This window comes from Brevundimonas huaxiensis (assembly GCF_014218725.1).
Lineage (GTDB): Bacteria > Pseudomonadota > Alphaproteobacteria > Caulobacterales > Caulobacteraceae > Brevundimonas > Brevundimonas huaxiensis.
Genome location: NZ_JABBJE010000004.1, coordinates 53,421 through 76,453, shown reverse-complemented (window position 1 = coordinate 76,453; position 23,033 = coordinate 53,421). Strand labels below are relative to the sequence as shown.

The window sequence follows — 23,033 nt, the reverse complement described above, 5'->3', positions numbered from 1 at the left end:
TTCGTCAAGCGATCACATGCTCAAGCAGGCCGACGGCCGATAGCACACCTCAGGAATTGACCGCCGCCGTCGCCAGATCGCGGATCGTGGCGTTGGCGATGGTCAGTTTGGCGAAGGTCCAGCCCGAGCCGGACTGTTCGATCTCGTCCACCGAGGCGCGCACGCCCTCGACCGTCGCCTGTTTGGAGCCGATCCAGGCGTCCACGGCGGCCTCGGCCGCGTCCTCGCTGACGCCGACCGACGGATCGGAGGCGCGGGCGACGGCGCGGGTCAGGGCCGCCTGCTCGTTCATCAGATCCTCGATCAGACGACGAACGGCGAGACGATCGAAATGATCCGCAGACGGAATGGAGCCGGCGGCGGCGCGCAGACGGTCGAAGTCGAAGGCGGCGCCGACCTGGTGATACAGGCGCGCCATGGCCGCGACCGGCCAGTTCGCCTCCTGCGCCAGGTCCCCGATGTCGGCGGCGGCGACGAGGGGGCGCATGATGGCGATGCTGCGGGTCAGATCCTCGGGCGCGCCGTGGTCGGCGAAGCGTTTGACGCGCGCATCCAGACGCCCCTGTTCGAAGCGCGACAGGACCGGCGCGCCCTCGGCCTGCAAGGCGTCGGCGATCGGGCGGTAGCGGTCGATCAGGGCCTGGACCGACAGGCCGCCCTTGGCGCGGCGGGCCAGCCAGAAGGTCTGGCGGCGCAGGACGACGGCGATCTCCTGATACAGAGCCGTCTGCGCCTCGGCCGAGATCTTCAGGTCCAGGGCCGAGACGGCGTCCCAGGCCTCGTCCAGACGGAAGACGCGGCGCGCGGCCTCGAAGGCGATGATCAGGGCGGTGGTGTCGCATTCCGCCGAGCCGCGCAGGCGGTCGGGGAAGGTCGGGCCGCACATGTTGACGACTTCGTTGGCCATGACGGTGGCGATGATCTCGCGCCGCAGACGGTGGCTCTTCATCTCCGGCTCGAACCGGGCCAGGGCCTCGGGGAAGTAGCGGACCAGGATCTGTTCGAAGAAGGGATCCTCGGGCGCCTGCGAGGCGACGATGTCGTCCGACAGCTCCAGCTTGGCGTAGGCCATCAGGACGGCCAGCTCGGGCCGGGCCAGCGGGATGCCCGCCGTCATCAGCTCCTTGACGCGGGCGTCGTTGGGCAGGCCCTCGACCTTGCGGTCCAGCTTTCCGCGCGCCGACAGGCTCTGCATGAACCGCTGCTGGGCGTCCAGGGCGCCGACGCCCTCAGCCTGTTGCAGGGTCAGGGCTAGGGTCTGGTCGTAGTTGTGGGCCAGCACCTTCAGGCCGACCTCGTCGGTCATGGAGGCCAGAAGCGGTGTGCGCTCCTCGGCCGGCAGGACGCCGTTGGTCACGGCCGAGCCGACCAGGATCTTGATGTTGACCTCGTGGTCGGAGGTATCGACCCCGGCGGAGTTGTCGATGGCGTCGGTGTTGATGCGACCGCCGGCCTGACCGAAGGCGATGCGCCCGGCCTGGGTGAAGCCCAGGTTTGCGCCCTCGCCCACCACCTTGACCCGCAGTTCGTCGGCGTTGATGCGCAGGGCTTCGGTGCCCTTGTCCCCGACCTGAGCGTCGGTTTCGGCCGCCGATTTCACATAGGTGCCGATGCCGCCCAGATAGAGCAGTTCGACCGGCGCCTTCAGGATGGCGCGGATCAGGCTGACCGGGTCCAACTCGTCCTCGGCGATGTCCAGGGCCGCCTTGATCTGCGGCGTCAGCTGGATCGACTTGGCCGAGCGCGAGAAGACGCCGCCGCCCTCCGAGATCAGAGCCTTGTCATAGTCCTGCCAGGACGAGCGCGGCAGGTCGAACAAACGCTTGCGTTCGGTCCAACTGGTCACATGATCCGGGTTCGGATCAATGAAGATGTCGCGGTGATCGAAGGCGGCGACCAGGCGCGTCGCCTTGGACAGAAGGACGCCGTTGCCGAAGACGTCGCCGGACATGTCGCCGACGCCGACCATGGTGAAGGGCTGAGTCTGGATGTCCTTGCCCATCTCGCGGAAGTGGCGCTTGACCGCCTCCCACGCGCCACGCGCGGTGATGCCCATGGCCTTGTGGTCATAGCCGATGGAGCCGCCTGAGGCGAAGGCGTCGCCCAGCCAGAAGCCGTAGGACGCCGAGACGCCGTTGGCGATGTCGGAGAAGGTCGCCGTGCCCTTGTCGGCGGCCACGACCAGATAGGGGTCGTCGCCTTCCCAGGCGATGACATTGGCTGGATGGGTCACCGAACCGTCGGCGGCGATGTTGTCGGTGATGTCCAGAAGGCCGGACAGGAAGGTGCGATAGGCGCGGATGGCCTCGCCCTGAATAGCCTCGCGGTCCGTCGTGCGGGGCAGTTGTTTGGGATAGAAGCCGCCCTTGGAGCCGACCGGCACGATGACCGCGTTCTTGACCTGCTGCGCCTTGACCAGGCCCAGGACCTCGGTGCGGAAGTCGTCGCGACGGTCCGACCAGCGCAGACCGCCGCGCGCGACGGGACCAAAGCGCAGGTGCACGCCCTCGACGTGGGGCGCCCAGACGAAGACCTCGCGATAGGGTTTGGGCAGCGGCAGGTCGTCCAGCTCGCGCGAGGCGATCTTGATCGAGATGTGCGGCTTGGGCTGACCGTCGGCGTCCAGCTGGAAATAGTTGGTGCGCTTGATCGCGCCGATCAGGGCGGCGATGCGGCGCAGGGCCCGGTCGTGATCCAGGCTCTTCACGTCCTGCAGCAAGGTGACGATCTTGGCGTCCAGCTCGGCGACGGCCGGCGCGCGGTCGTCGGCGGAGCCCCCTTCCGGCGCGAACTTGGCCTTGAACAGCGACAGCAGGGCGCGCGCCACGTCGGGATATTCGCGCAGGGCCTCTTCCTGCACCGTCTGGGAGGGGTCGAGACCCGTCTGCTGGCGATAGTGGGCCAGGGTGCGGATCAGGGCGGCGTCGCGCCATTCCACGCCCAGTTCGATCACCAGGCGGTTGAAGCCGTCGCTTTCGTTGCGGCCAGTCCAGACGGCGGCGAAGGCGTCCTCGAACGGGCCCTTTACATCATCGAAGACCAGCGCTTCGCCGCGGGGATCCTCCATCAGGAACTCGTGGACGTGGATCTCCTCCTCGCCCATCGGACGGATCGGATAGCCGTATTCCTCCAACGTCTTCAGACCCATATCGGCCAGGATCGGCAGGACGTCGGACAGGGGCACGGCCGGGCCGCGACGATAGAGTTTGAAGCGGAACTGCAGTCGGCTGTCGTCCGGCGTGCGGAAGGCGCGCACGGCGACGGCCTTACCCTCGCCGGGCAGACCCGTCTCATTCAGCCGGTTTACGTATTGCAGGTCGGTCGCGGCCTCGTCGGCGTCATAGCGATCGCGATAGGCGGCGCCGAAGGCGCGGGCCCACTGGGCGCTCAGCGGACCGACGGCGACTTCCTCGACGCCCGAGCGACGCAGGGCGGCTTCGAAACGATCGACCCAGCCGCGACCGGCCTCGGCGACGTCGGCTTCCAGCTGGGCGGCGTCCGGGATCGGGTGGGCGCCGGGCTCGACGCCGATGATGTAGTGGATGCGCACCAGGGGCGCGTCGGACAGCTCCGGATACCAGGCCGAGATGCGGCCGCCCCAGGCGCGGGCGATGATCTGGCCGATGCGTTCGCGCACGGCGGAATCGAACTTCTCGCGCGGGATGAAGCATAGGACCGAAACGAAGCGGTCGAACGGATCCTGGCGCGAGAACAGACGGATGCGCGGCCGGTCATAGAGGTGAAGGATGCCCAGGGCGATGGACAGCAGCTCGTCCTCGCTGACCTGGAACAGCTCGTCGCGCGGATAATTCTCAAGGATGTTCTTGAGGCGTTTTTCGTTGTGGCTGCCGGGCGCCTTGTCGGCGCGGGCCAGGGCGTTGGCCACCTTGCGACGCAGCAACGGCACCTCGGTCGTCAGCTGGTCGTAGGCTTCCGACGTGAACAGGCCGACAAAACGGGTCTCGCCGGTCGCCTTGCCGTCCGGGCCGTAACGCTTGACCCCGACATAGTCCATGTAGGCGCGGCGATGGACGCGCGAGCGGGCGTTGGCCTTGGCCACCGTCACCGGTTCGCTGAGGTCCAACTGGCGGCGCATCTGGCGCGTCAGGACGGCGGGTTCCGACGCGCGGCGCAGCACGGTGCGCTCGGGGTCGGCCAGGATGCCTAGGCCGTCAGTGGACAGGCCCAGCGGCGCCTCGGCCTCATAGTCGCCGTCGGCGTTCAGCGGATAGTCGTAGTCGCGCGCGCCCAGGAAGACGAAATGGTCGCTCTTCAGCCATTTCAGGAAGGCGATGTTCTCGGCCAGGACGGCGGGATCGACCGGGGGCGGGGTCTCTTCCAGACGCTGCACGGCCTGGCGCATCAGGGACGTCATGGCGTCGTGATCGGCGACGGCGGCGTGGACGTCCGACAGGCTCTGGGCCAGGCCTTCGCCCAGGGCGTCGCGACGCTCCTGCGGCACGCTGTCGATGACCAGCATGATGATCGACAGACGCCGGCCGTCCAGCTCGACCACCGGGTGGAACAGGGCGCGCACGGACACGGCGGCCTCGGCCAGGGCGCCCATGACGCTGTCGACCAGGAAGGGCGCGTCGGACTGGACGATACGCACCAGATCGTAATCCAGAACCCTTTCCGACGCGCCGTGCAGCGGGCCGACGGTGATGGCGGGAGCGGCCGCGTCGGTAGGATAGGCCTTGGCGGCGGTCCAGGAGGCGGCGAGCAGGGCGGCCAGATCCTCGCCGCTCAGCTCGGGCGTCTCATCGGCGGAATAGTCTTCGTGCGCCTGAGTCAGATAGGTCTGTTCGACTGCGCCGGGCCCGGTCCCCACGATCTTGGCGAAGGCCGCCTCCAGCGCGGCCTTGGTGATCGGCTGAACGGGTTGGCGCAGATCGTGGGCGGTCATGGACGAGCAGTCTCGAACGACGCGGCAGGGCCGCAAGGGATGCGGCGCGACGGGGCGCCACCCCCGCTGACTAGGCCAGGTCCGGTCGCTCGGGAAGCCCCCGGCGACCGTTCATTGTAATGATCAGTGATCAGGTTGAAATTATTGTGCAGCGCCACAAAGCAGAAAGCCGCCGGACTGGGGGAGTCCGGCGGCCTGCGCGAGCGGCGCCTGGAGGGGAGGGGAGGGCGCCGGCTTCGCTTCGCTGCGGTTCGGAGGGGGAGTGTCCCGCAGCGTCGAAATCGGAAATGGGAAGCCGCCTGCGGCGTTCAAGAGCGCATCGGGCGGAATCTTTCGCGACATTTTGGCGCCTCGAGCAACGATGAAGACGTCGGCGAATGCGGGCGACAACGGATTCCGATGCTATGCGTTAGGAAGGGTCAACGGTGAAGCTGGAGCACCCGATTACATGCGTCGCTTTTTGATGGGTTCGATCGTGGCGGCCGTGGTCGGCCTGCTGCTCGCCGGCGCCGGATACTGGGCCTATTGGAACTTCTACTCGCGGTTCCAGCCGTTCACCATCAGCCGCAATCAGGCCGAGGTGCAACAACTGCTGGACGAGGCGTCCTGGGTGTCGGACGGCAGCGGGGGACAGGCCCTGTACATCGTCACCTATCGCGACAGCGCTTCAGCCCTGCGTTACGCGCGCGACGAAGCGCCCAAGCTGAAGGCGGCGGGGATCGAGACGCGCTACATCCTGTTCGCCCGACCCGATCTGGAGGGTGCGGCGCAATCGACGGCGGCGGAGCGGGCGACGGTCGCGGAGCTGTGGCTGACGCGCGACTGGCCGCTCTATCAACGCTGGATGGCGACGCCGGCGAACAGCTGGACCGCCGCCGGCGTGCCGCAGGCGGACGGCAATCTGGCGCGCACCGCCGTGGTGGAAGCCGGCCGTCGCTTCAACGAGCGGCTGAGCCAGTTGCTCAAGGAATCCGGCGTCGACATCAGCTATCCGCTGATCCTGTGGCGCGACAAGCAGGGCTTCCTGAAGGCCTGCGGCTGCTCGGACCGTCAGGCCTGGGCCTTCATCCGGGACGATGTCGGCGCGCCCGACCGATTGGGCCAGCCCGACGCGGGACCGATCCCGCCCGAAGAAGCGGCGCCCACGCAGGACGCCCGCCCTTCGGCCATGCCCTATCCGGACCTGCCGGCGATCCCTCCGGTCAATGCGCCGGCGGGCGGAACCATGCCGACACCGTCCTCGCCTCAAGCCCGCCCGGCGACCCCGCCCGCAACGAACCGACCGGCGCCGTCGCCGCGCACGGCCCCGGCGCCCAGCAAGCAGGACGACACGACCTTCTACTGATCAGAGAGCCCTTCTGTTCAGAGGGATCGGCAGGCCGCGATCAGGCGATCGACGTCCTCGGCGTCTTGGTAAAGGCCGAAGCCGAAACGGATCACGTCTTCGCGCACGTCAGTGACGATGTTGGCCGCGCGCAGACCCGCGCACCAGGCCTGGGCGTCGGGATGACGCAGCGCAAGGAAACGGGCGCGCGGCGCATGGCCCTCGACGGGATTGAGGATTTCGGCCTGCGACAGCACTCCGGCCTGTCCGGCCTGAACGGCCTGAACGGCCTGCTGTAACCTGGTCGCCAGATCGCGCGCATGGGCGGCGATGGCGGCGGTGTCGAGCCCCTGCTGATCCAGCATTCGGCGCACGGCGTTGAAACGATACAGCGGCGCACAGTCGAAGGTGGCGCCCCAGAAGCGACCGCCGTCGCTGCGATACTGAACGCCGCCGGGCGGACCCGACAGGTCGCCGAACTCCGCGAACCAGCCGGTGACGACAGGACGCGGGCAGAAGCCGGGCGGGGCGTGCAGGAAGCAGACGCCCTCGCCCGACATGGCGTATTTGTAGCCGCCGGAGACATAGAAGACCCGGTCGGCCACCGCCGACAGGTCGGTCGGGGTCGCCATGAAGCCGTGATAGCCGTCGATCAGCACCCAGGGCCCTTCGGGTCTCGCCAGGGCGGCGAGCTCCTCGATCCGGTCGAACAGGCCCCCGGTGCGGAAGAAGACCTGGCTGACCACGATCCAGTCGTAACCGCCCCTGGACGCCTCGGCGACGAAGCGGTCGGAGAAGGTGTCGAAGGGCGCCAGCGGAACGCGTGTGACCACCGCCGCCCCGACCTCTTCCCACCGTTCGGCCTGACGACGGAAGGAGTGGAATTCGCCGTCGGTCGCCAGAATGCGGACCGGCCTGGTCTCCACGCCCGAAAACAGGCGCAGCAGGAAGTCGTGGGTGTTGGACGAAAACACGATGCTGTCGGGCGAGGGCAGTCTCAGCTCCGCCGCGACATGGGCCTGGGCCTCGGGGATCACCTGGCCGAAGACGAGGTCCCACTTGTGGTCGGCATGAAGATTGGCGTCGAGCCAGGTCTGCTGCTGCGCCTCGAAACTGGCGTCGGGCCACAGGTGATGGCTATGCGCGGCGAAATGCAGCCGACCGGGCGCCGCCGACAGGGCGCGGGAGAAGAGGGGCTTGTAGCTCATCGCTTGACCAGATCGAACAGAACGGCGTCGTCCGCGCGCGAGCCATGGATGATGGCAAGGAAGCGAAGTTCGCCCGGAAGAACGGCGTAGTAGAGGTTATAGGCTCCATAGACGGAGCGGCGGATACGCGGATCGAAGGTCGCCTTGGGACGGCTTTCGGGCTCGGGCGCCAAGGCGCGGGCGGCGACGCGAAGTTCGCGGACGAAACTCAGGGCGCGGCGCGGGCTGTCCTTTGCGATGTGATCGGCGATCTGTTCGAGATCGGTCTCGCAGCCGCGCGAGAAGACGACCCTCATCCCTTGAGTTGATCCGCCGCGACAAGGGCGCTGTATTTGGCTTCGAGACGGTCGAACACCGCGTCGGCGTCGTTTCCGGGACCGTCCCGCTCAGTCTGCAGCCGATGGCGAAGTTCATCCATGGCCATCGGCGTTGTGGAACGGCCGATGAGCCAGTGCATCAAGGCCTCTCGCACCACCTCGTCGGTCGAAGCGAACTCTCCAGCGTCCACCGCCGCGCGCAGTTCGCCGACCATATAGGCTGGCAGATCTGTCGATATCCGTTCGTGCCTGCCCATCGCGGTCTCCTTTCGATCAGGATCGTCCAGAGACCGCCTTGAGGCAAGCGGCGCGGTTTAAACCAGCGCGCCGTGGCAGTGTTTGAACTTGCGGCCCGAGCCGCAGGGGCAGGGGGAGTTGCGGCCGGTCATTTCCCAGCCGGGCGGCAGAGCCTCGACGGGCAGTTTGGAGCGGTCGTCGCCGATCAGCGTGCCTTCGGGATTCTGGGCCGACGGATTAGCCATCTCGTTCTCGCCGGTGCCGGGGTTCAGGTGGATTTCCTGGAACTCGGGCAGTTCGGGCGGCGCCTGGAAGCGGAACTCGACCGTCATCAGCCAGCGGGTCACGTTATGGCGCAGGTCGTAGAGCAGGTTCTCGAACAGCGAGAAGGCTTCGGTCTTGTATTCGTTCAGCGGGTCGCGCTGGCCATAGCCGCGCAGGCCGATGACGCCGCGCAGGTGGTCCAGGTGGACCAGGTGCTCGCGCCACTGCATGTCGATCATCTGCAGCATGAACTGCTTTTCCAGACCGCGCGTCTGTTCGGCCCCGATCATCTCCAGACGCTCGGCGGCGCGCGCATCGGCGGCGGCCAGCAGCCGCTCCTCGATCTCCTCGTTCGACACGCCTTCCTCGGCGGCCCAGTCGTGCAGCGGCAGCTCAAGACCCAGGGTCGAGCGGACCTTTTCGTCCAGGCCGTCGATGTCCCACTGCTCGGCATAGGCCTTGGGCGGCATGTAGCGTTCGACCAGGTCGGACACGACGTCGCGGCGGAAGTCGCCGACCAGTTCCGAAAGATCCTCGGAGTCCATGAACTCCTGGCGCTGCTCGAACACGGCCTTGCGCTGGTCGTTCACGACGTCGTCGTATTTCAGCAGATTCTTGCGGATGTCGTAGTTGCGGGTCTCGACGCGCTTCTGGGCGGTCTCGATGGCGCGGTTCAGCCAGGGGTGGGTGATCGCCTCGCCCTCCGCTACGCCGAAGGTCTTCATGATCGAGTCGAGGCGGTCGCCGGCGAAGATGCGCAGCAGGTCGTCCTCGCAGGACAGATAGAATTTCGAGGTGCCAGGGTCGCCCTGACGGCCGGTGCGGCCGCGCAGCTGGTTGTCGATGCGGCGGCTTTCGTGGCGCTCGGTGCCCAGAACGAACAGGCCGCCGGCGGCCAGAGCCTTCTCTTTCTGGACGGCGATCTCGGCCTTGAACTCGGCCTCCTTGGCCGCTTCCATTTCCGGCGTGACCTCGACGGCCATATTGCGCTGTTCCAGCAGCCACTTCTGCATCTTCATCTCGAGGTTGCCCCCGAGTTGAATGTCGGTGCCGCGGCCGGCCATATTGGTGGCGATGGTCACCGCGCCCGGCAGGCCGGCGTCGGCGACGATATAGGCCTCCTGTTCGTGCTGACGCGCGTTCAAGACGCTGTGCGGAATGCCGCGCAGCTTGGTCTCGTAGGTGATGTTATAGGCGGCGTCGCCGATCTTCTCGGCTTCCTTGGTCTTGCCTGCATATTCCGGCTTCAGCGTGCGTGAGGTCTCGACCTTGTACTCGAAGCGGTTCAGCAGGTCCGACAGCTGTTCCGAACGCTCGATCGAGACGGTGCCGACCAGGATCGGCTGACCGGCCAGGTGGCATTCGGCGATCTGGCGCGCGATGGCCTGGTTCTTCTCGGCGTGGGTCCGATAGACCTCGTCGTCGTAGTCCTTGCGCTGGATCGGCCGGTTGGTCGGCACCTCCAGCACGTCCATCTTGTAGATGTCGCCGAATTCCTGGGCCTCGGTCGCGGCGGTGCCGGTCATGCCCGACAGCTTTTCGTACAGGCGGAAGTAGTTCTGGATCGTCACCGAGGCCAGGGTCTGGTTCTCGGGCTGGATCTTGACGTCCTCCTTGGCCTCGATGGCCTGGTGCAGACCTTCGGACAGGCGGCGGCCGGTCATCATGCGGCCGGTGAATTCGTCGATCAGGACGATCTCGCCGCCCTTGATGATATAGTCCTTGTCGCGCTGATACAGGGTGTTGGCGCGCAGGGCCTGGTTCGAGTGGTGCACCAGGCTGATGTTGGCGGCGTCGTACAGGCCGGTGGTGTCCTCAGCGAAATGGCCGCCCTGTTCCAAAGCCTGTTCCAGACGCTCGGAGCCCAGCTCGGTCAGCAGGACCTGCTTCTGCTTCTCGTCGAGCTCGAAGGTGTCCTTGTCCTTGATCAGGTCTTTGATCAGGCCGTCGAGGATCTTGTAGAGATCCGAACGGTCCTCGGTCGGGCCCGAGATGATCAGGGGCGTGCGCGCCTCGTCGATCAGGATGGAGTCGACCTCGTCGACGATGGCGAAGTTGTGCGGACGCTGCACCATCTCGCGCCGGTCATAGACCAGGTTGTCGCGCAGATAGTCGAAGCCGAACTCGTTGTTGGTGCCGTAGGTGACGTCGGCGTTGTAGGCCTGCTGGCGCTGGCCCTGGCTGAGGCCGTTGACGATGACGCCGACCTCAAGACCCAGGAAGCGATAGACCTTGCCCATCGTCTCGGCGTCACGGCGGGCCAGGTAGTCGTTGACGGTGATGACGTGCACGCCCTTGCCGGGCAGGGCGTTCAGATAGACCGGCGCCACGGCGACCAGGGTCTTGCCTTCGCCGGTCCGCATCTCGGCGATGCCGCCTTCGTGCAGGATCATGCCGCCGGCCAGCTGAACGTCGTACTGACGCTGGCCCAACACGCGCTTGGAAGCTTCGCGCACGACGGCGAAGGCTTCGGGCAGGATCTTGTCCAGGGTTTCGCCGTTCGCCAGCCGATCGCGGAAGGCGTCGGTCATCATCCGCAGTTCGTCGTCGGACAGGGCGGCGAACTTGGGCTCCAGCGCATTGATGCGCTGGGCGTGGTCCTGGAAGGCCTTGACCTTGCGGTCGTTGGAAGAGCCGAAAAGTTTCTTGGCGAAGCCGAGCATGTTGGATCCGGTAAGCGGTCGAGCGTCTGCGAGCTGAGCGGCTCTGAAATCCCGTGAGGGGCGGCGATACGGACGCCGTGAGAGAGGCCCTGACCGACCGCAGCCCCGGAGCGCCGCATCAGGCGCGCGCGAAGGGCCGCGCAGACGATCAAAACCCCTCGACTTGGGCGCAGGCGGGACTTAAGCACCGGCCTAACCCCTGTCAACGCGAGGGGCTTTCGGCCGCCTTCGACGGAGCGCCCCCTTGACCCCATTCCGGCGATCTTCACGCATCCTGACAGCGGTCTTGCTGACGGCGACGCTTTCGACCGCCGCCTGTTCGCGCAGCGGCGACAACCGGCCGCCCGAACAGGGGGACCAGGCCGTGGCCACGGTGCAGGATGAGACCATCTGGGCCTCGGACGTGAAGCGCGAGGCGGTGGCGCAGGGCCTGATCGGCGAGGACGAGGCGCTGGATACGACGTCGGATCTCTTCCGCCGGGTGCTGGACGAGGTGATCGATCAAAAGCTGCTGGCCGGAGAGGCACAGCGGCGGAGGCTGGATTCCTCGCCCCTGGCGCAGCGGCGGCTGGAAGCGACGCGCGAACGCATCCTGGGCGACATGCTGGTCGAGAGCGTGGTCAACAAGGCCGTCTCGGACCAGGCGGTGCAGACCCTGTATAATGAGCAGCTGCGGCTGGCGAAGACCTCGGAAGAGATCCGCGTGCGGCTGATCCTGTCGCGCACCAAGCCCGAGGCGGACGCCGTGATCGGCATTCTGGGTCAGGGCGCCGGCTTCGAAGCGGTGGCGGCGGAACGGTCGATCGACGAGGCGACGCGGTTTTCCGGCGGGGACCTGGGCTATTCGACGCTGGACGTGATGCCCCAGGCCTATGCCGACGCCCTGCGCGACAAGCCGGCCGGTGCGACCGTCGGGCCGTTCCAGACCGAGGGCGGCTGGGCCGTTCTGAGGGTCGAGGACCGGCGCAAGGAAAACCCGCCGACGCTGGAGCAGGTCCGACCGCAGATCGTGCGCTATCTGACCTATGAGGGCGTGCGACAGTTGCTGGAAAAGCTGCGCGGCAAGGCCAAGGTCGATGTCCGCCTGCCCGCTCAGACGCCGCCCGCATCGCCCGCCCCTTCCATTCCTCCGGGCGCCTGACATGACCAAGCCTCCCTCCACGACCGGCCAGAAGATCGAGCACGCGTTCGAAAAGGCGCTGGACCCGTTCGCTACGGCGCTGAAGCGCGCCACCCGCACGCCGGGATCGGATGCGGCGCCAGCCGCGCCTGCGCCCGCCGCCGCCGGCAAGCCGGGCCTGGCCATCTCGCCGCTGGCCGTGCCGTTCCCGACCATTCCGCCGATCGGCGGGGTCGAGATCGCGACCGCGCGCGCCGGCTTCTACAAGCATGAGCGCGACGACCTGGTGGTGTTCCGGTTCGCGCGGGGAACCAGCTGCGCCGGGGTCTTCACCCGCCACAAGATCGGCTCGGCGCCCGTCGATTGGTGCAAGAAGCATCTGGCCGGGGCAGAGGGCGGCAAGGATGTGCGCGCCCTGGTGATCAACGCCGGCTGCGCCAACGCCTTCACCGGCAAGGCCGGCGCGGACGCCGCGCGGCGCACGGCCTCGGAGGTCGCCAAACGGTTCGGCTGTCGTCAGCGCGACGTGATGCTGGCCTCGACCGGGGTGATCGGGGTGGTGCTGGACGACAAGAAGATCGTCGCCAAACTGCCCGAGATCGAGACCGGGCTGGAGGCGGACGCCTGGGCCCGAGCCGGTCGCGGCATCATGACCACCGACACCTTCCCCAAGGGCTCTTACGCCGAGGCCGAGATCGAGGGCTACAAGGTTCGGATCGCCGGCATCGCCAAAGGATCGGGCATGATCGCGCCGGACATGGCGACCATGCTGGCCTTCATCGTCACCGATGCGGACATCCATCCGAACGTGCTGCAGGCGCTGCTGGGTCTGCATGTGCGCACCACCTTCAACAGCGTGACGGTGGACGGCGACACCTCGACCAACGACACGGCCCTGCTGTTCGCCACCGGAACCTCGGGCGCGCCGCGCATCGGGCGGGTCGGCGATCGCCGGCTGAAGAGCTTCTCGGCCGCGCTGGACAAGGTGATGCTGGACCTGGCGCACCAGCTGGTGCGCGATGGCGAGGGCGCGACCAAGTTCGTCAAGGTGACGGTGGACGGCGCCGCCAGCCCCGCCTCGGCCCGCAAGCTGGCCAAGTCCATCGCCGACAGCCCCCTGGTCAAGACCGCCATCGCCGGTCAGGACGCCAACTGGGGCCGGGTCGTCATGGCGGTGGGCAAGACCGAGGAACCGGTCGACCGCGACCGCCTGGCCATCAAGTTCGGGCCGCACCAGGCCGCCGTCGACGGCGCCCCGTCCCCGACCTACGACGAGGCCAAGATGACCGCCTATATGAAGAACCCCGAGATCGACATCACCGTCGATGTCGGTTCGGGCCGGGCGTCGGCGACCGTGTGGACCTGCGATCTGACCAAGGGCTACATCGAGATCAACGGCGATTATCGCTCGTGACCGCTGCGTCGCTTCCTACCGTCCTGGTCGTCGCCGTCGCCCTGATCGATGTGGATGGGCGGGTCCTGATCGCCAAACGTCCCGAGGGCAAGAAGCTGGCCGGCCTGTGGGAGTTTCCGGGCGGCAAGGTGGAGCCCGGAGAGCGGCCGGAACAGGCCCTGATCCGCGAGCTGAAGGAAGAGCTGGGCATCGACGTCAGCGAAAACTGTCTGTCGCCGTTCGTTTTCGCCAGTCACGCTTACGATTCGTTTCACCTGTTGATGCCATTGTATCTATGCCGACGGTGGGACGGCGTGGTCACGGCGCGTGAACACGACGGCCTGGCCTGGGTTAAGCCGAGCAAGCTTTCGGACTATCCCATGCCGCCGGCGGACGAACCTCTGGTCGCCTGGTTGCGCGACCTGCTCTGACCACCGCCGACCAGGGAGGCCGGCCATGCGACGTCTTATCGGCCGGTTCCTGCGCAATGAGAGCGGGGCCACAGCCATTGAATACGGCCTGCTCTGCGCCCTGATCTTCCTGGCGATCGTGACCTCGATCAGCGCCTTGGCGAACAGCCAGAACGGCGGCCTGGCCGCCACGGTGAACAAGTTGAGCGCCGCCATACAGGCTGCGATCAGCTAGTCCGGCTCTTCGCCCGTCATTTCCTTGACGCCCAGGGCATCGGCCAGCCGCGTCTTGGCCGAGCCGCGCGGCAGGGGCTTCTGCTGGCTGTCGTGGGGTTTCCATCCGGCCAGATGGATGATCTCGAACGTCGCCGGGATGCGGCCGTCGTCGAGACCGTAGCGCTCGGCATAGAGGGCGGCGGCGCGCGCCACGATGCGGCGGCTCAACGGCCGAACGGGTCCGTGCAGCACATTGGTCTCCCCCATGGCGCGCAGGTCGCGGATCAGGGCGAACAGGTCGGCGTAGCGGACAGTGAAGCGGTCCACGTCCGATACCGGCAGGGCGAACCCGGCGCGCTGCAGCAGGGCCGCTCCGTCATAGCCGTCAGCGAAGGGCGAAACCCGCGCCTGGGCGCCGCCGCGCTCCTCTAGCTCGACCTCGGTCAGGACGGCGCGAAGCTCTTTCAGCGTGCCCGCGCCGAACAGCGTGCCGATGAACAGGCCGTCCGGTTTCAACGCGCGCCGGATCTGGGCCAGGGCGCCGGGCAGGTCGTTGGCCCAGTGAAGGGTCAAAAGAGAGACGATCAGATCGGTCGAGGCGTCGGCCAGCGGCAGCGCGTCCGCCCCCGGCGCTGCGCGCTGGGCCAGGGAGACGGGCGTCTGGACGGGACCGACCCGTTCCGCAGCGTCGCTGGACCGGACCGCCGCATCGAACACGCCTGGATGGGCGGACAGATCGACCGCAACGGGAAAATCGCGCAATATGGCTTCCAGGCTCTCGGTGGCGTTGGCGGCAGCGCGGGCATGCAGGAAGTCGGCCTGGGGGAACCGGGCGGCGGACCGCGCCAGCCGCGCCTGACGTCGCACGGCGTCGAAGATGCACGGGGGGCCGTCGGAAGGGGATTGGGGGGCGGTCATGGACGCACAGGATGGGGGCTGGCGACGCGCCTGGGAAGGGGCGGGGCGTCACTTGCGCGGAGCGGGGCGGGGACTGGCCGACCTGATCCTGCCGCCGATGGCGCATGACAGCCGAGAGGCGACGGCTGCGGCCGGCCTGACGCCCGACGCCTGGAGCCGGATCAGATTCCTGGAAGCGCCGGTCTGCGACGGTTGCGGAGCGGCCTTCGACTTTGACGGCGGCGCCTTCGCCGAGGATCGCTGCGCCGCCTGTATCGCCAAGCCCTACGCCTTCGAGAGGGCGCGGGCGGCCTGCCTGTATGATGAGGCGTCGCGTGGCCTGATCCTGAGGTTCAAGCACGGGGACCAGCAACAGTTCGCGCCCCTGTTCGCGCGCTGGATCGGGCGCGCTGCGGCCGATCTGGTCGAAGACGCGGACGTGATTGTGCCCGTGCCGCTGCATCGGTTTCGCCTGTTGTCGCGGCGGTTCAATCAGGCGGCCGAAATCGCCCGGCCGCTGGCCCGGCACGCCGGCCGCGACTATTTGCCCGACGCGCTGGTCCGCACGAGCCACACGACCAGCCAGGGGGGCAAGAGCCGGCGGGGGCGGCGGCTGAACGTCAAGAAGGCCTTCGCCGTGACCGAGGCGGGGCGGCGTCGGATCCGGGGACGACGCATCCTTCTGATCGACGATGTGTTGACCACGGGCGCGACGGGAGAGGCCTGCGCGCGCGCCCTGATCGACGCCGGAGCGCGCGCCGTGGATCTCGCCGTCATCGCGCGGGTGCGAAACGCCCGTGAACTTATTATGTAGGCCCTAGCGCTCGCCGCGCGGCGGTTCGCTGCTTTAGGGCGCCCTCACTTCTGGAGATCTGATTTTGGCCGACGTCGTCATCTATACCAAGCCTGGCTGCCCCTACTGCTTCAGCGCCATGTCGCTGCTGAAGAAGAAGGGCGTGGACTATACGGAGATCGTCGCCTCCAACGATCCCGACAAGAAGGCCGAGATGGTCGAGAAGTCGGGCGGCCGGATGACCTTCCCGCAGATCTTCATCGGCGGCCAGCACGTCGGCGGTTCCGACGACATCCACGCGCTGGATCGCGACGGCAAGCTGGACGGACTTCTGGCCGCCTGATCCATGAGCAGCGGGCTCGACATCGCCCTGATCCAGACGCGCACGCCGGCGACGGTGCGAGCGGCGCTGGCCCATGTCGAGCCCCTGATCCGCGAGGCGGCGTCGGGCGGGGCGAAGTTCGTCCTGACGCCCGAGGGGACCAATGTCCTGGAGCAACGCCGCGACCGGCGTGAGGCGGCGATCTCGACCGAGGACGAGGATGTCGCCGTGCTGGGCCTGTGTCGTCTGGCGGCGGAGCTGGGCGTCTGGCTGCTGCTCGGTTCGGCCATCGTCCGGTCTGGCCGGGTGGGAGACGGCCGCGCCGCCAATCGGTCGCTGCTGATCGATGCGTCGGGCGGGATCGTGGCCCGATACGACAAGCTGCATGTCTTCGACGTGAGCCTGCCCAATGGCGAGACCTATCGCGAAAGCGCGACGGTGAGGCCCGGCGACGGGGCGGTGGTGGCGGATACGCCTTGGGGTCGCCTGGGCCTGACCATCTGCTACGACATCCGCTTTCCCCACCTGCATCGCCAGCTGGCCAAGGCCGGGGCGTCGATGATCACCGTGCCGGCCGCCTTCACCGCCCCGACCGGAGAGGCGCATTGGGAAACCCTGCTACGCGCCCGCGCTATCGAGACGGGCGCCTTCGTCCTGGCCCCGGCGCAGGGCGGATTGCACGAGGACGGCCGTCGCACCTGGGGGCGATCCACCGTCGTCGGCCCTTGGGGCGAGATCATCGCCAAGGCGGATCATGACGAACCTTGCATCGTGCGTGCGAAACTGGACATGGAAGCCGTGGCCAGGGCGCGCGCCGCCGTGCCCAGCCTGACCCACGATCGCGATTTCCTGCCCGCCACCTGACGCCCCATGATCCGCTACGCCCTGAAATGCGACCAGGCCCACGCCTTCGAAGCCTGGTTCGGCTCCTCGACCGACTATGACGATCAGGCGGCGCGGGGGCTGGTGGAATGCCCGTTCTGTGGTTCGCACGCGGTCGAAAAGGCGATCATGGCCCCGGCGGTCAGCGGCGCCCGCAAGGCCGATCCGGCCTCTGACGTCGCCGCCAAGATGCAGACGATGATGATGGCCGCCGCCCGCGAGGTCCGCGCCCATGTCGAGGCCAACTTCGACTATGTCGGCGACGCCTTCGCCCGCGAGGCGCGCGACATCCACGAGGGCCGGTCCGAGAAGCGCGAAATCTATGGCGAGGCCACGCCCGCCGAGGTCCGGAAACTGAAGGACGACGGGGTGCCGGTCTCGGCCCTGCCGGCTGCGCCCGTCGATCCGACAAAGGTGAACTGATGACCCGGCAATGGCGACCCATGCGGCCGACGGACATCGATGCGGTGGTGGAGGTGGCGCGGCTGTCGTTTCCCGACCATTTCGAGGATCGGGCCTGTTTCCAGAACCGGCTGGCGCTTTATCCACGCGGCTGTTTCGTGCTGGCGGAGGACGAGGGCGCCGCGCGGGGCTATTTGATCGCCTATCCGTGGAAGACCGAGAGCGCGCCGCCCCTGAACACGGTGATCGAGGGCCTGCCGGCCCAGCCGGACCTGATCTATCTGCACGATCTGGCCCTGCACCCCGAGGCGCGAGGCGGGGGCGTGACCGGCGTCATCGTCGAGCGACTGGCCGAACAGGCGACGGAGGACGGTTGGCCCGCCATCGCCCTGGTCGCCGTCAATGACGCCGTCGGCTTCTGGTCGCGACACGGTTTCGTCGAGCAGCCCGCCGAGACCATGGCGGCCAAGCTGGCCAGCTACGGCGCCGACGCCCGCTATATGCTGCGGCTGCTCTAGCGGCGATTGAGCGCGGTCTGGCCGCCCGCGCGCACGAAATGGATGCGTTGAGGACGCGGCAGGGCGACATAGGCCCGGCGTCGCATTTCACGCTCGCAGACGCTGGGGTCGCCAAGACTGTCAGGCGTCAGGACCGCGCGATGGACGGCGCACCAGTCATGGCTGGCGGCGCGAATGCGGCCGGCCAGGATCATCGCCTCGCCGGGTCGGGCCATGTTCAACCCCTCGGCGTTCACATGCATGTCCGGCGCTTGGCCCGCGGCAAGGGCGGCGGCAAGCGCGGCTGCGATCATCAAACCCATATTCATCTACCCTTCGGAATGGGCCTGCGCCAGGCCCGTCGTGGGAAAGAGGCGTCCGTCGGCGGCGTCGGATGCGGCGTCGGGGATGAAATATCGGTAAGGCGGCGATCGGCGCGACGAACGCCCGCTCTGGTCTTTCTGTCCACATGCCTGTAAGAGGCGCGCGCCTCCCGCATGCCTTTTCATGACCAGCGGCCGCCCGTATGCCGGCCGCGCCTTTTCGCGATACTCAAATGAACCTGCGCAACGTCGCCATCATCGCCCACGTTGACCACGGCAAAACGACCCTGGTTGACCAACTGCTCGCCCAATCCGGCGTGTTCCGAGCCAATGAGGCGACGACCGAGCGCGCCATGGACTCCAACGACCAGGAAAAAGAGCGCGGCATCACCATCCTGGCCAAGTGCACGTCCGTGCTCTGGAACGGCAAGGCGGGCGAAACCCGCATCAACATCATCGACACCCCCGGCCACGCCGACTTCGGCGGCGAGGTCGAGCGCATCCTGGGCATGGTGGACGGCTGCGTCATCCTGGTCGACGCCGAAGAGGGCGTCATGCCCCAGACCAAGTTCGTGCTGACCAAGGCGCTGAAGATGGGCCTGCGCCCGATCCTGTGCATCAACAAGGTCGACCGCGCCCACGCCGATCCGGACCGCGTCCACAACGAGACCTTCGACCTGTTCGCCGCCATCGGCGCGACGGACGAGCAGCTGGACTTCCCGCACATCTACGCCTCGGGCCGCAACGGCTGGGCGACGCTGGACCTGAACCAGCCCAACGATAATCTGGCCCCGCTGTTCGACCTGATCGTCGATCACGTCCCGCCGCCCGCTGTTCAGGCCAACAAGGACAAGCCGTTCCGCATGCTGGACGTGCTGATCGAAAGCGATCCCTTCCTGGGCCGCCTGCTGACCGGCCGGATCGAGAGCGGCAAGGCCGTGCCCGGCATGGCGATCCACGCCCTGGACCGTGAAGGCAAGGAAATCGAACGCGGCCGCATCACCAAGGTGCTGGCCTTCCGCGGCCTGAAGCGCCAGCCGCTGGACGAGGGTTCGGAAGCGGGCGACATCGTCGCCATCGCCGGCATGTCCAAGGCGACCGTGGCCGACACCCTGTGCGCCATGGAAGTGACCGAGCCGCTGGACGCCCAGCCGATCGATCCGCCGACCATCTCCATGACCGTCTCGGTCAACGACAGCCCCCTGGCCGGCCGTGAAGGCGACAAGGTCCAGTCGCGTGTCATCCGCGACCGCCTGCTGAAGGAAGCCGAGGCCAACGTCGCCATCCGCGTGACGACGACCGAAGGCGGCGACGCCTATGAGGTCGCCGGCCGCGGCGAACTGCAGCTGGGCGTTCTGATCGAGAACATGCGTCGCGAAGGCTTCGAGGTTTCGATCTCGCGTCCGCGCGTCGTGTTCAAGGAAGGCGAGAACGGCGAGAAGCTGGAGCCGATCGAAGACGTCATGATCGACGTGGACGACGAGTTCACCGGCGTGGTCATCGAAAAGCTGTCGGCCCGCAAGGCCGAGCTGGCCGACATGGGCCCGTCGGGCGCCGGCAAGACCCGCATCAGCCTGAAGGCGCCGTCGCGCGCCCTGATCGGCTATCAGGGCGAGTTCCTGACCGACACGCGCGGTTCGGGCGTGCTGAACCGCGTGTTCAGCCACTATGAGCCGCACAAGGGCGCCATCGCCGGTCGTCTGAAGGGCGTTCTGATCTCGAATTCCGACGGTGAAACCGCCGCCTTCGCCCTGTGGAACCTGGAAGACCGCGGCGTCATGTTCGTCGGCGCGGGCGAAAAGACCTATCAGGGCATGATCATCGGCGAGAACGCGCGCTGGGACGACCTGGACGTCAACCCGATCAAGGGCAAGCAGCTGACCAACGTCCGCGCCGCCGGCAAAGATGAGGCCGTGCGCCTGACCCCGCCGCGCCAAATGTCGCTGGAACAGGCCATCGCCTATATCGACGACGACGAGCTGGTCGAGGTGACGCCCAAGTCCATCCGCCTGCGCAAGCAGGTGCTGAACCCGTCGTTCCGCAAGAAGCGCGTTCGCCCGGAGTAGTCCGCAATCCCTGACTGACGCGGGGTGGGATGGGGCCTATAGACGGCTGACATGAACGCCTCGCCCAGTCTGGATGATCGCCTTGACGAGGCCGCCCGCGCGGAAGACCCGCGCGCGGCGGTCTCTGTCGTTTTGCGCGAGACCTATGACGCCGCCCGCGCGCGGGCCGAGCGCAAGCTGGATGGCGGCATGAAGGGCCGCGACGTGGCGCGTCTGTACGCCGCCGCCGCCGACGAGATGCTGGCCGGCCTGTGGCGGGTGGCGACCCAGACGCTGTGGCCGACATCGCCGGTCGAGGCCGAACGGCTGGCCCTGGTCGCGGTCGGGGGGTACGGCCGGGGCGTGCTGGCGCCCCATTCCGATCTGGACCTGCTGTTTTTGAGATCGTCCAAGGCGACGCCGCGCGGCGAGCAGGTGATCCAGTTCGTCCTCTATGTGCTGTGGGACCTGGGGGCCAAGGTCGGATCGGCGGTGCGCTCGGTCGAGGAGTGTCTGAGCCTGTCGCGCACCGACATGACGGTGCGGACGACCCTGCTGGAGGCGCGTCCGCTGGCGGGGGACGAGGCGCTGGCCCAGCTGATGATCGGCCGGTTTCGCGACATGGTGTCGAAATCCGATCCGCGCCCCTTCATCGCCGCCAAGCTGGAGGAGCGGGCCGCGCGGCACGAGAAGGCCGGCTCGACCCGCTACAAGGTCGAACCCAACGTCAAGGACGGCAAGGGGGGCTTGCGCGACCTGAACACCCTGTACTGGATCGCCCGATCCCTGGCGCCCGAAAGCCGGCTGGGCGCCACGGTGATGGACGAACTGTTCACCCCGCGCGAGCGACGGACGTCGGACGAGGCGTTCGACTTCCTGTGGCGGGTCCGCATCCATCTGCATCTGATCGCGGGCCGGGCCGAAGAGAAGCTGACGTTCGACATGCAGCCCGAGGTGGCCCGGCGCATGGGCTGGCGCGGGCGTGGCGACGAACCGGCGGTCGAGCGGTTCATGCGGCGATACTTTCTGGTGGCCCGCGACGTCGGCGCCCTGACCCGCGCCATGTCGGCCAAGCTGGAGGCGCGGCACCAGAAGACGGCGCACGGCCTGTCGCGTCTGATGGCGCCGTTTCGGCCCGCCCCCCGCCGCAAGCTGGAGGTCGAGGGGTTCTGGATCGATCAGGGCCGTCTGTCGGTCGAGGGGCCGGAGGTGTTCGCCGCCGATCCGGTCAAGCTGCTGACCCTGTTCGTCTGCGCCGACAAACATGACCTGGACCTGCACCCGGACGCCTTTTCGGCGGTGACGCGGTCGCTGTCGCTGGTGACGCCCCGGCTGAGGCGCGATCCGGCGGCGACGCGGGCGTTTCTGGACATTCTGGCGCATGGGCAGCGGCCCTATCGCGTCCTGACCATCATGAACGAGACGGGCCTGCTGGGCCGGTTCCTGCCCGAATGGGGGCGCATCGTCGGCCAGACCCAGTTCAACATGTACCACGCCTATACGGTCGACGAGCACACGCTTCAGGCCATCGGGATCATCAACGACATCGCGCGTGGCAAGCTGAAGACCGACCACCCGATGGCCAGCGAGATCGTGCATCTGATCTCGGACATGGAAGCCCTGATGCTGGGCATGCTGTTGCATGACGTGGGCAAGGGCGGCGAGCGGGGGCAGCTGGAGGACGGGGCCATCGCCGCGCGTCGGGCCTGCGAGCGGCTGGGCGTCGATCCGCGCCGGATCGAACTGGTCGTCTGGCTGGTGCGCAGCCATCTGGCGCTGTCGGACTATGCCCAGAAGCGCGACTTGTCGGACCCGGCGACGATCCGCGCCTTCGCCGAACTGGTCGGCGATCCCGAGCGGCTGCGGATGCTGCTGGTCCTGACCGTCGCCGATATCCGGGCCGTGGGGCCGGGGGTGTGGAACGGCTGGAAGGGTCAGCTGATGCGCACCCTCTACAACCAGGTCGCCGCCCTGTTCCGCGGCGAGGACGTGGCGCGCGAGGATCCGCTGGCGGCGCATCCGGCCCTGGTCCAGCGGGCGCGCGAAACAGGCGCGGCCGCCGAGAGCGCTCCCACCGCGCCGGTGCAGGGGCTGACGGTCCAGACCACCGAAATCTCCATCGCCGCCGCCGACCGACCGGGTCTGTTCGCCGACCTAGCCCAGACGATGGCCGCGCTAGGGGCCGACGTGACCGACGCGCGGGTAGCGACCGAGGACGGCGTCGTCCTGGACGTGTTTCGCGTTCAGGACGGTGCGGGCCTGCCCTACGGCCAGGCCGAACCGCGCCGACTGAAGGCCCTGGTCGAAGCGCTGGAAAAGGCTGCGCGGGGCGAGGGCCGCATCGGCCAGGCGCCCGATCCGGCCGGCAATGCGCGCAAGGCGGCCTTCGAGGTCCGGCCCGTGGTCATGGTCGATCATCACGCCAGCGAGGTCGCCACCGTGGTCGAGGTGTCCTGCGCCGACCGACCGGGGCTGCTGGCGGACCTGTCGCGTGTGTTCAACGACGAAGGCCTGAGCATCCGCTCCGCCCACGTCGCCAGCTATGGCGAGCGGGCAGTGGACAGTTTCTACGTCGTGGATCGCAAGGGACGAAAGATCACCTCGGAACAGCGGATCACCGAACTGCGCACTGCGCTCGAGGCCGTGCTGGACAGTCGCGCGCCCGCGCCCGCCGGACGCAAGGTCGCCTCGGCTCGCGCCAGTGCGCGCGACGTCTCCGACCTGGGCCGCCGCAGCCCGCGCGCAAAGCCCGTATCGCCCGGCGAACAAGCGCGCTAAGCGACAACCTTCCTCCGCGCCCTGTCGAATGTCCGC

General features: G+C 67.8%; 19 protein-coding genes. 12 read left to right on the top strand and 7 right to left on the bottom strand.

Annotated features, from left to right (window positions below; translation table 11 throughout):
• Positions 1-49: 49 nt before the first annotated feature.
• Positions 50-4,906, bottom strand: coding sequence for an NAD-glutamate dehydrogenase (locus HF680_RS09450; RefSeq protein ID WP_185224878.1), 4,857 nt, complete (start codon positions 4,904-4,906; stop codon positions 50-52).
• Positions 4,907-5,354: 448 nt separating this feature from the next.
• Between HF680_RS09450 and HF680_RS09445 the strand changes: the two genes are divergently transcribed.
• Positions 5,355-6,251 (top strand): hypothetical protein, encoded by an 897-nt coding sequence (locus tag HF680_RS09445; protein ID WP_185224877.1) that lies wholly within the window; start codon positions 5,355-5,357, stop codon positions 6,249-6,251.
• A 17-nt stretch (positions 6,252-6,268) separates the two neighbouring features.
• Here HF680_RS09445 and HF680_RS09440 read toward each other — a convergent pair whose 3' ends face one another.
• From HF680_RS09440 to secA, 4 genes are read right to left on the bottom strand one after another with little or no spacing between them, the layout of a single operon-like run.
• Complete coding sequence (locus HF680_RS09440; protein ID WP_185224876.1) at positions 6,269-7,438, bottom strand: aminotransferase class V-fold PLP-dependent enzyme; 1,170 nt, start codon at positions 7,436-7,438, stop codon at positions 6,269-6,271.
• Positions 7,435-7,734 (bottom strand): type II toxin-antitoxin system RelE/ParE family toxin, encoded by a 300-nt coding sequence (locus HF680_RS09435; protein ID WP_185224875.1) that lies wholly within the window; start codon positions 7,732-7,734, stop codon positions 7,435-7,437. Before HF680_RS09435 ends, HF680_RS09440 begins: the two co-directional genes overlap by 4 nt.
• Positions 7,731-8,012 carry a ribbon-helix-helix domain-containing protein gene (locus HF680_RS09430; protein ID WP_039246711.1) on the bottom strand — a complete coding sequence of 94 codons (282 nt, stop codon included), beginning with the start codon at positions 8,010-8,012 and terminating at the stop codon, positions 7,731-7,733. The genes HF680_RS09435 and HF680_RS09430 overlap by 4 nt, the downstream gene beginning before the upstream one ends.
• A 57-nt stretch (positions 8,013-8,069) precedes the next feature.
• Positions 8,070-10,919, bottom strand: coding sequence for a preprotein translocase subunit SecA (secA, locus tag HF680_RS09425; protein ID WP_185224874.1), 2,850 nt, complete (start codon positions 10,917-10,919; stop codon positions 8,070-8,072).
• A 244-nt stretch (positions 10,920-11,163) separates the two neighbouring features.
• Here secA and HF680_RS09420 point away from each other — a divergent pair, with 244 nt between their 5' ends.
• Genes HF680_RS09420 through HF680_RS09405 form a run of 4 tightly spaced genes read left to right on the top strand, consistent with a single transcriptional unit; the run spans position 11,164 to position 14,077 of the window.
• Entirely contained in the window at positions 11,164-12,060 is an 897-nt protein-coding gene (locus tag HF680_RS09420) for a peptidylprolyl isomerase (RefSeq protein ID WP_394353528.1), read from the top strand.
• Position 12,061: 1 nt separating this feature from the next.
• Positions 12,062-13,453, top strand: a complete 1,392-nt coding sequence (gene argJ, locus HF680_RS09415; RefSeq protein ID WP_185224873.1) for a bifunctional glutamate N-acetyltransferase/amino-acid acetyltransferase ArgJ — start codon at positions 12,062-12,064, stop codon at positions 13,451-13,453.
• Positions 13,450-13,863, top strand: a complete 414-nt coding sequence (locus HF680_RS09410; protein ID WP_091751939.1) for a (deoxy)nucleoside triphosphate pyrophosphohydrolase — start codon at positions 13,450-13,452, stop codon at positions 13,861-13,863. The genes argJ and HF680_RS09410 overlap by 4 nt, the downstream gene beginning before the upstream one ends.
• 25 nt (positions 13,864-13,888) lie before the next feature.
• Positions 13,889-14,077 carry a Flp family type IVb pilin gene (locus HF680_RS09405; protein ID WP_039246696.1) on the top strand — a complete coding sequence of 63 codons (189 nt, stop codon included), beginning with the start codon at positions 13,889-13,891 and terminating at the stop codon, positions 14,075-14,077.
• Here the strand turns inward: HF680_RS09405 and HF680_RS09400 are convergent.
• Entirely contained in the window at positions 14,074-14,976 is a 903-nt protein-coding gene (locus HF680_RS09400) for a class I SAM-dependent methyltransferase (protein WP_185224872.1), read from the bottom strand. The genes HF680_RS09405 and HF680_RS09400 overlap by 4 nt on opposite strands.
• On the opposite strand from HF680_RS09400, the gene HF680_RS09395 reads away from it, so the two are divergent.
• The 5 genes from HF680_RS09395 to HF680_RS09375 all read left to right on the top strand — a co-directional run bounded on the left by HF680_RS09395 (position 14,975) and on the right by HF680_RS09375 (position 17,872).
• Positions 14,975-15,769: a ComF family protein gene (locus HF680_RS09395; protein ID WP_185224871.1), complete on the top strand. Its 795-nt coding sequence runs from the start codon at positions 14,975-14,977 to the stop codon at positions 15,767-15,769. The genes HF680_RS09400 and HF680_RS09395 overlap by 2 nt on opposite strands.
• A 64-nt stretch (positions 15,770-15,833) precedes the next feature.
• Complete coding sequence (grxC, locus tag HF680_RS09390) at positions 15,834-16,091, top strand: glutaredoxin 3 (protein ID WP_039246689.1); 258 nt, start codon at positions 15,834-15,836, stop codon at positions 16,089-16,091.
• A 3-nt stretch (positions 16,092-16,094) separates the two neighbouring features.
• Positions 16,095-16,934 carry a carbon-nitrogen hydrolase family protein gene (locus tag HF680_RS09385; RefSeq protein ID WP_185224870.1) on the top strand — a complete coding sequence of 280 codons (840 nt, stop codon included), beginning with the start codon at positions 16,095-16,097 and terminating at the stop codon, positions 16,932-16,934.
• Positions 16,935-16,940: 6 nt separating this feature from the next.
• On the top strand, positions 16,941-17,375 hold the full coding sequence (locus HF680_RS09380; protein ID WP_185224869.1) for a DUF1178 family protein: 435 nt from the start codon (positions 16,941-16,943) through the stop codon (positions 17,373-17,375).
• On the top strand, positions 17,375-17,872 hold the full coding sequence (locus tag HF680_RS09375) for a GNAT family N-acetyltransferase (protein WP_045810972.1): 498 nt from the start codon (positions 17,375-17,377) through the stop codon (positions 17,870-17,872). Before HF680_RS09380 ends, HF680_RS09375 begins: the two co-directional genes overlap by 1 nt.
• Here the strand turns inward: HF680_RS09375 and HF680_RS09370 are convergent.
• Positions 17,869-18,174, bottom strand: a complete 306-nt coding sequence (locus HF680_RS09370; RefSeq protein ID WP_185224868.1) for a UrcA family protein — start codon at positions 18,172-18,174, stop codon at positions 17,869-17,871. The two genes, HF680_RS09375 and HF680_RS09370, sit on opposite strands and share 4 nt — an antisense overlap.
• A 233-nt stretch (positions 18,175-18,407) precedes the next feature.
• Between HF680_RS09370 and typA the strand changes: the two genes are divergently transcribed.
• Both typA and glnD read left to right on the top strand, forming a co-directional pair.
• A complete protein-coding gene (gene typA / locus HF680_RS09365; protein WP_039246805.1) occupies positions 18,408-20,240 on the top strand; it encodes a translational GTPase TypA in 1,833 nt (610 codons plus the stop codon).
• A 51-nt stretch (positions 20,241-20,291) separates the two neighbouring features.
• Positions 20,292-22,997, top strand: coding sequence for a [protein-PII] uridylyltransferase (glnD, locus tag HF680_RS09360; RefSeq protein WP_185224867.1), 2,706 nt, complete (start codon positions 20,292-20,294; stop codon positions 22,995-22,997).
• Positions 22,998-23,033 lie beyond the last annotated feature (36 nt).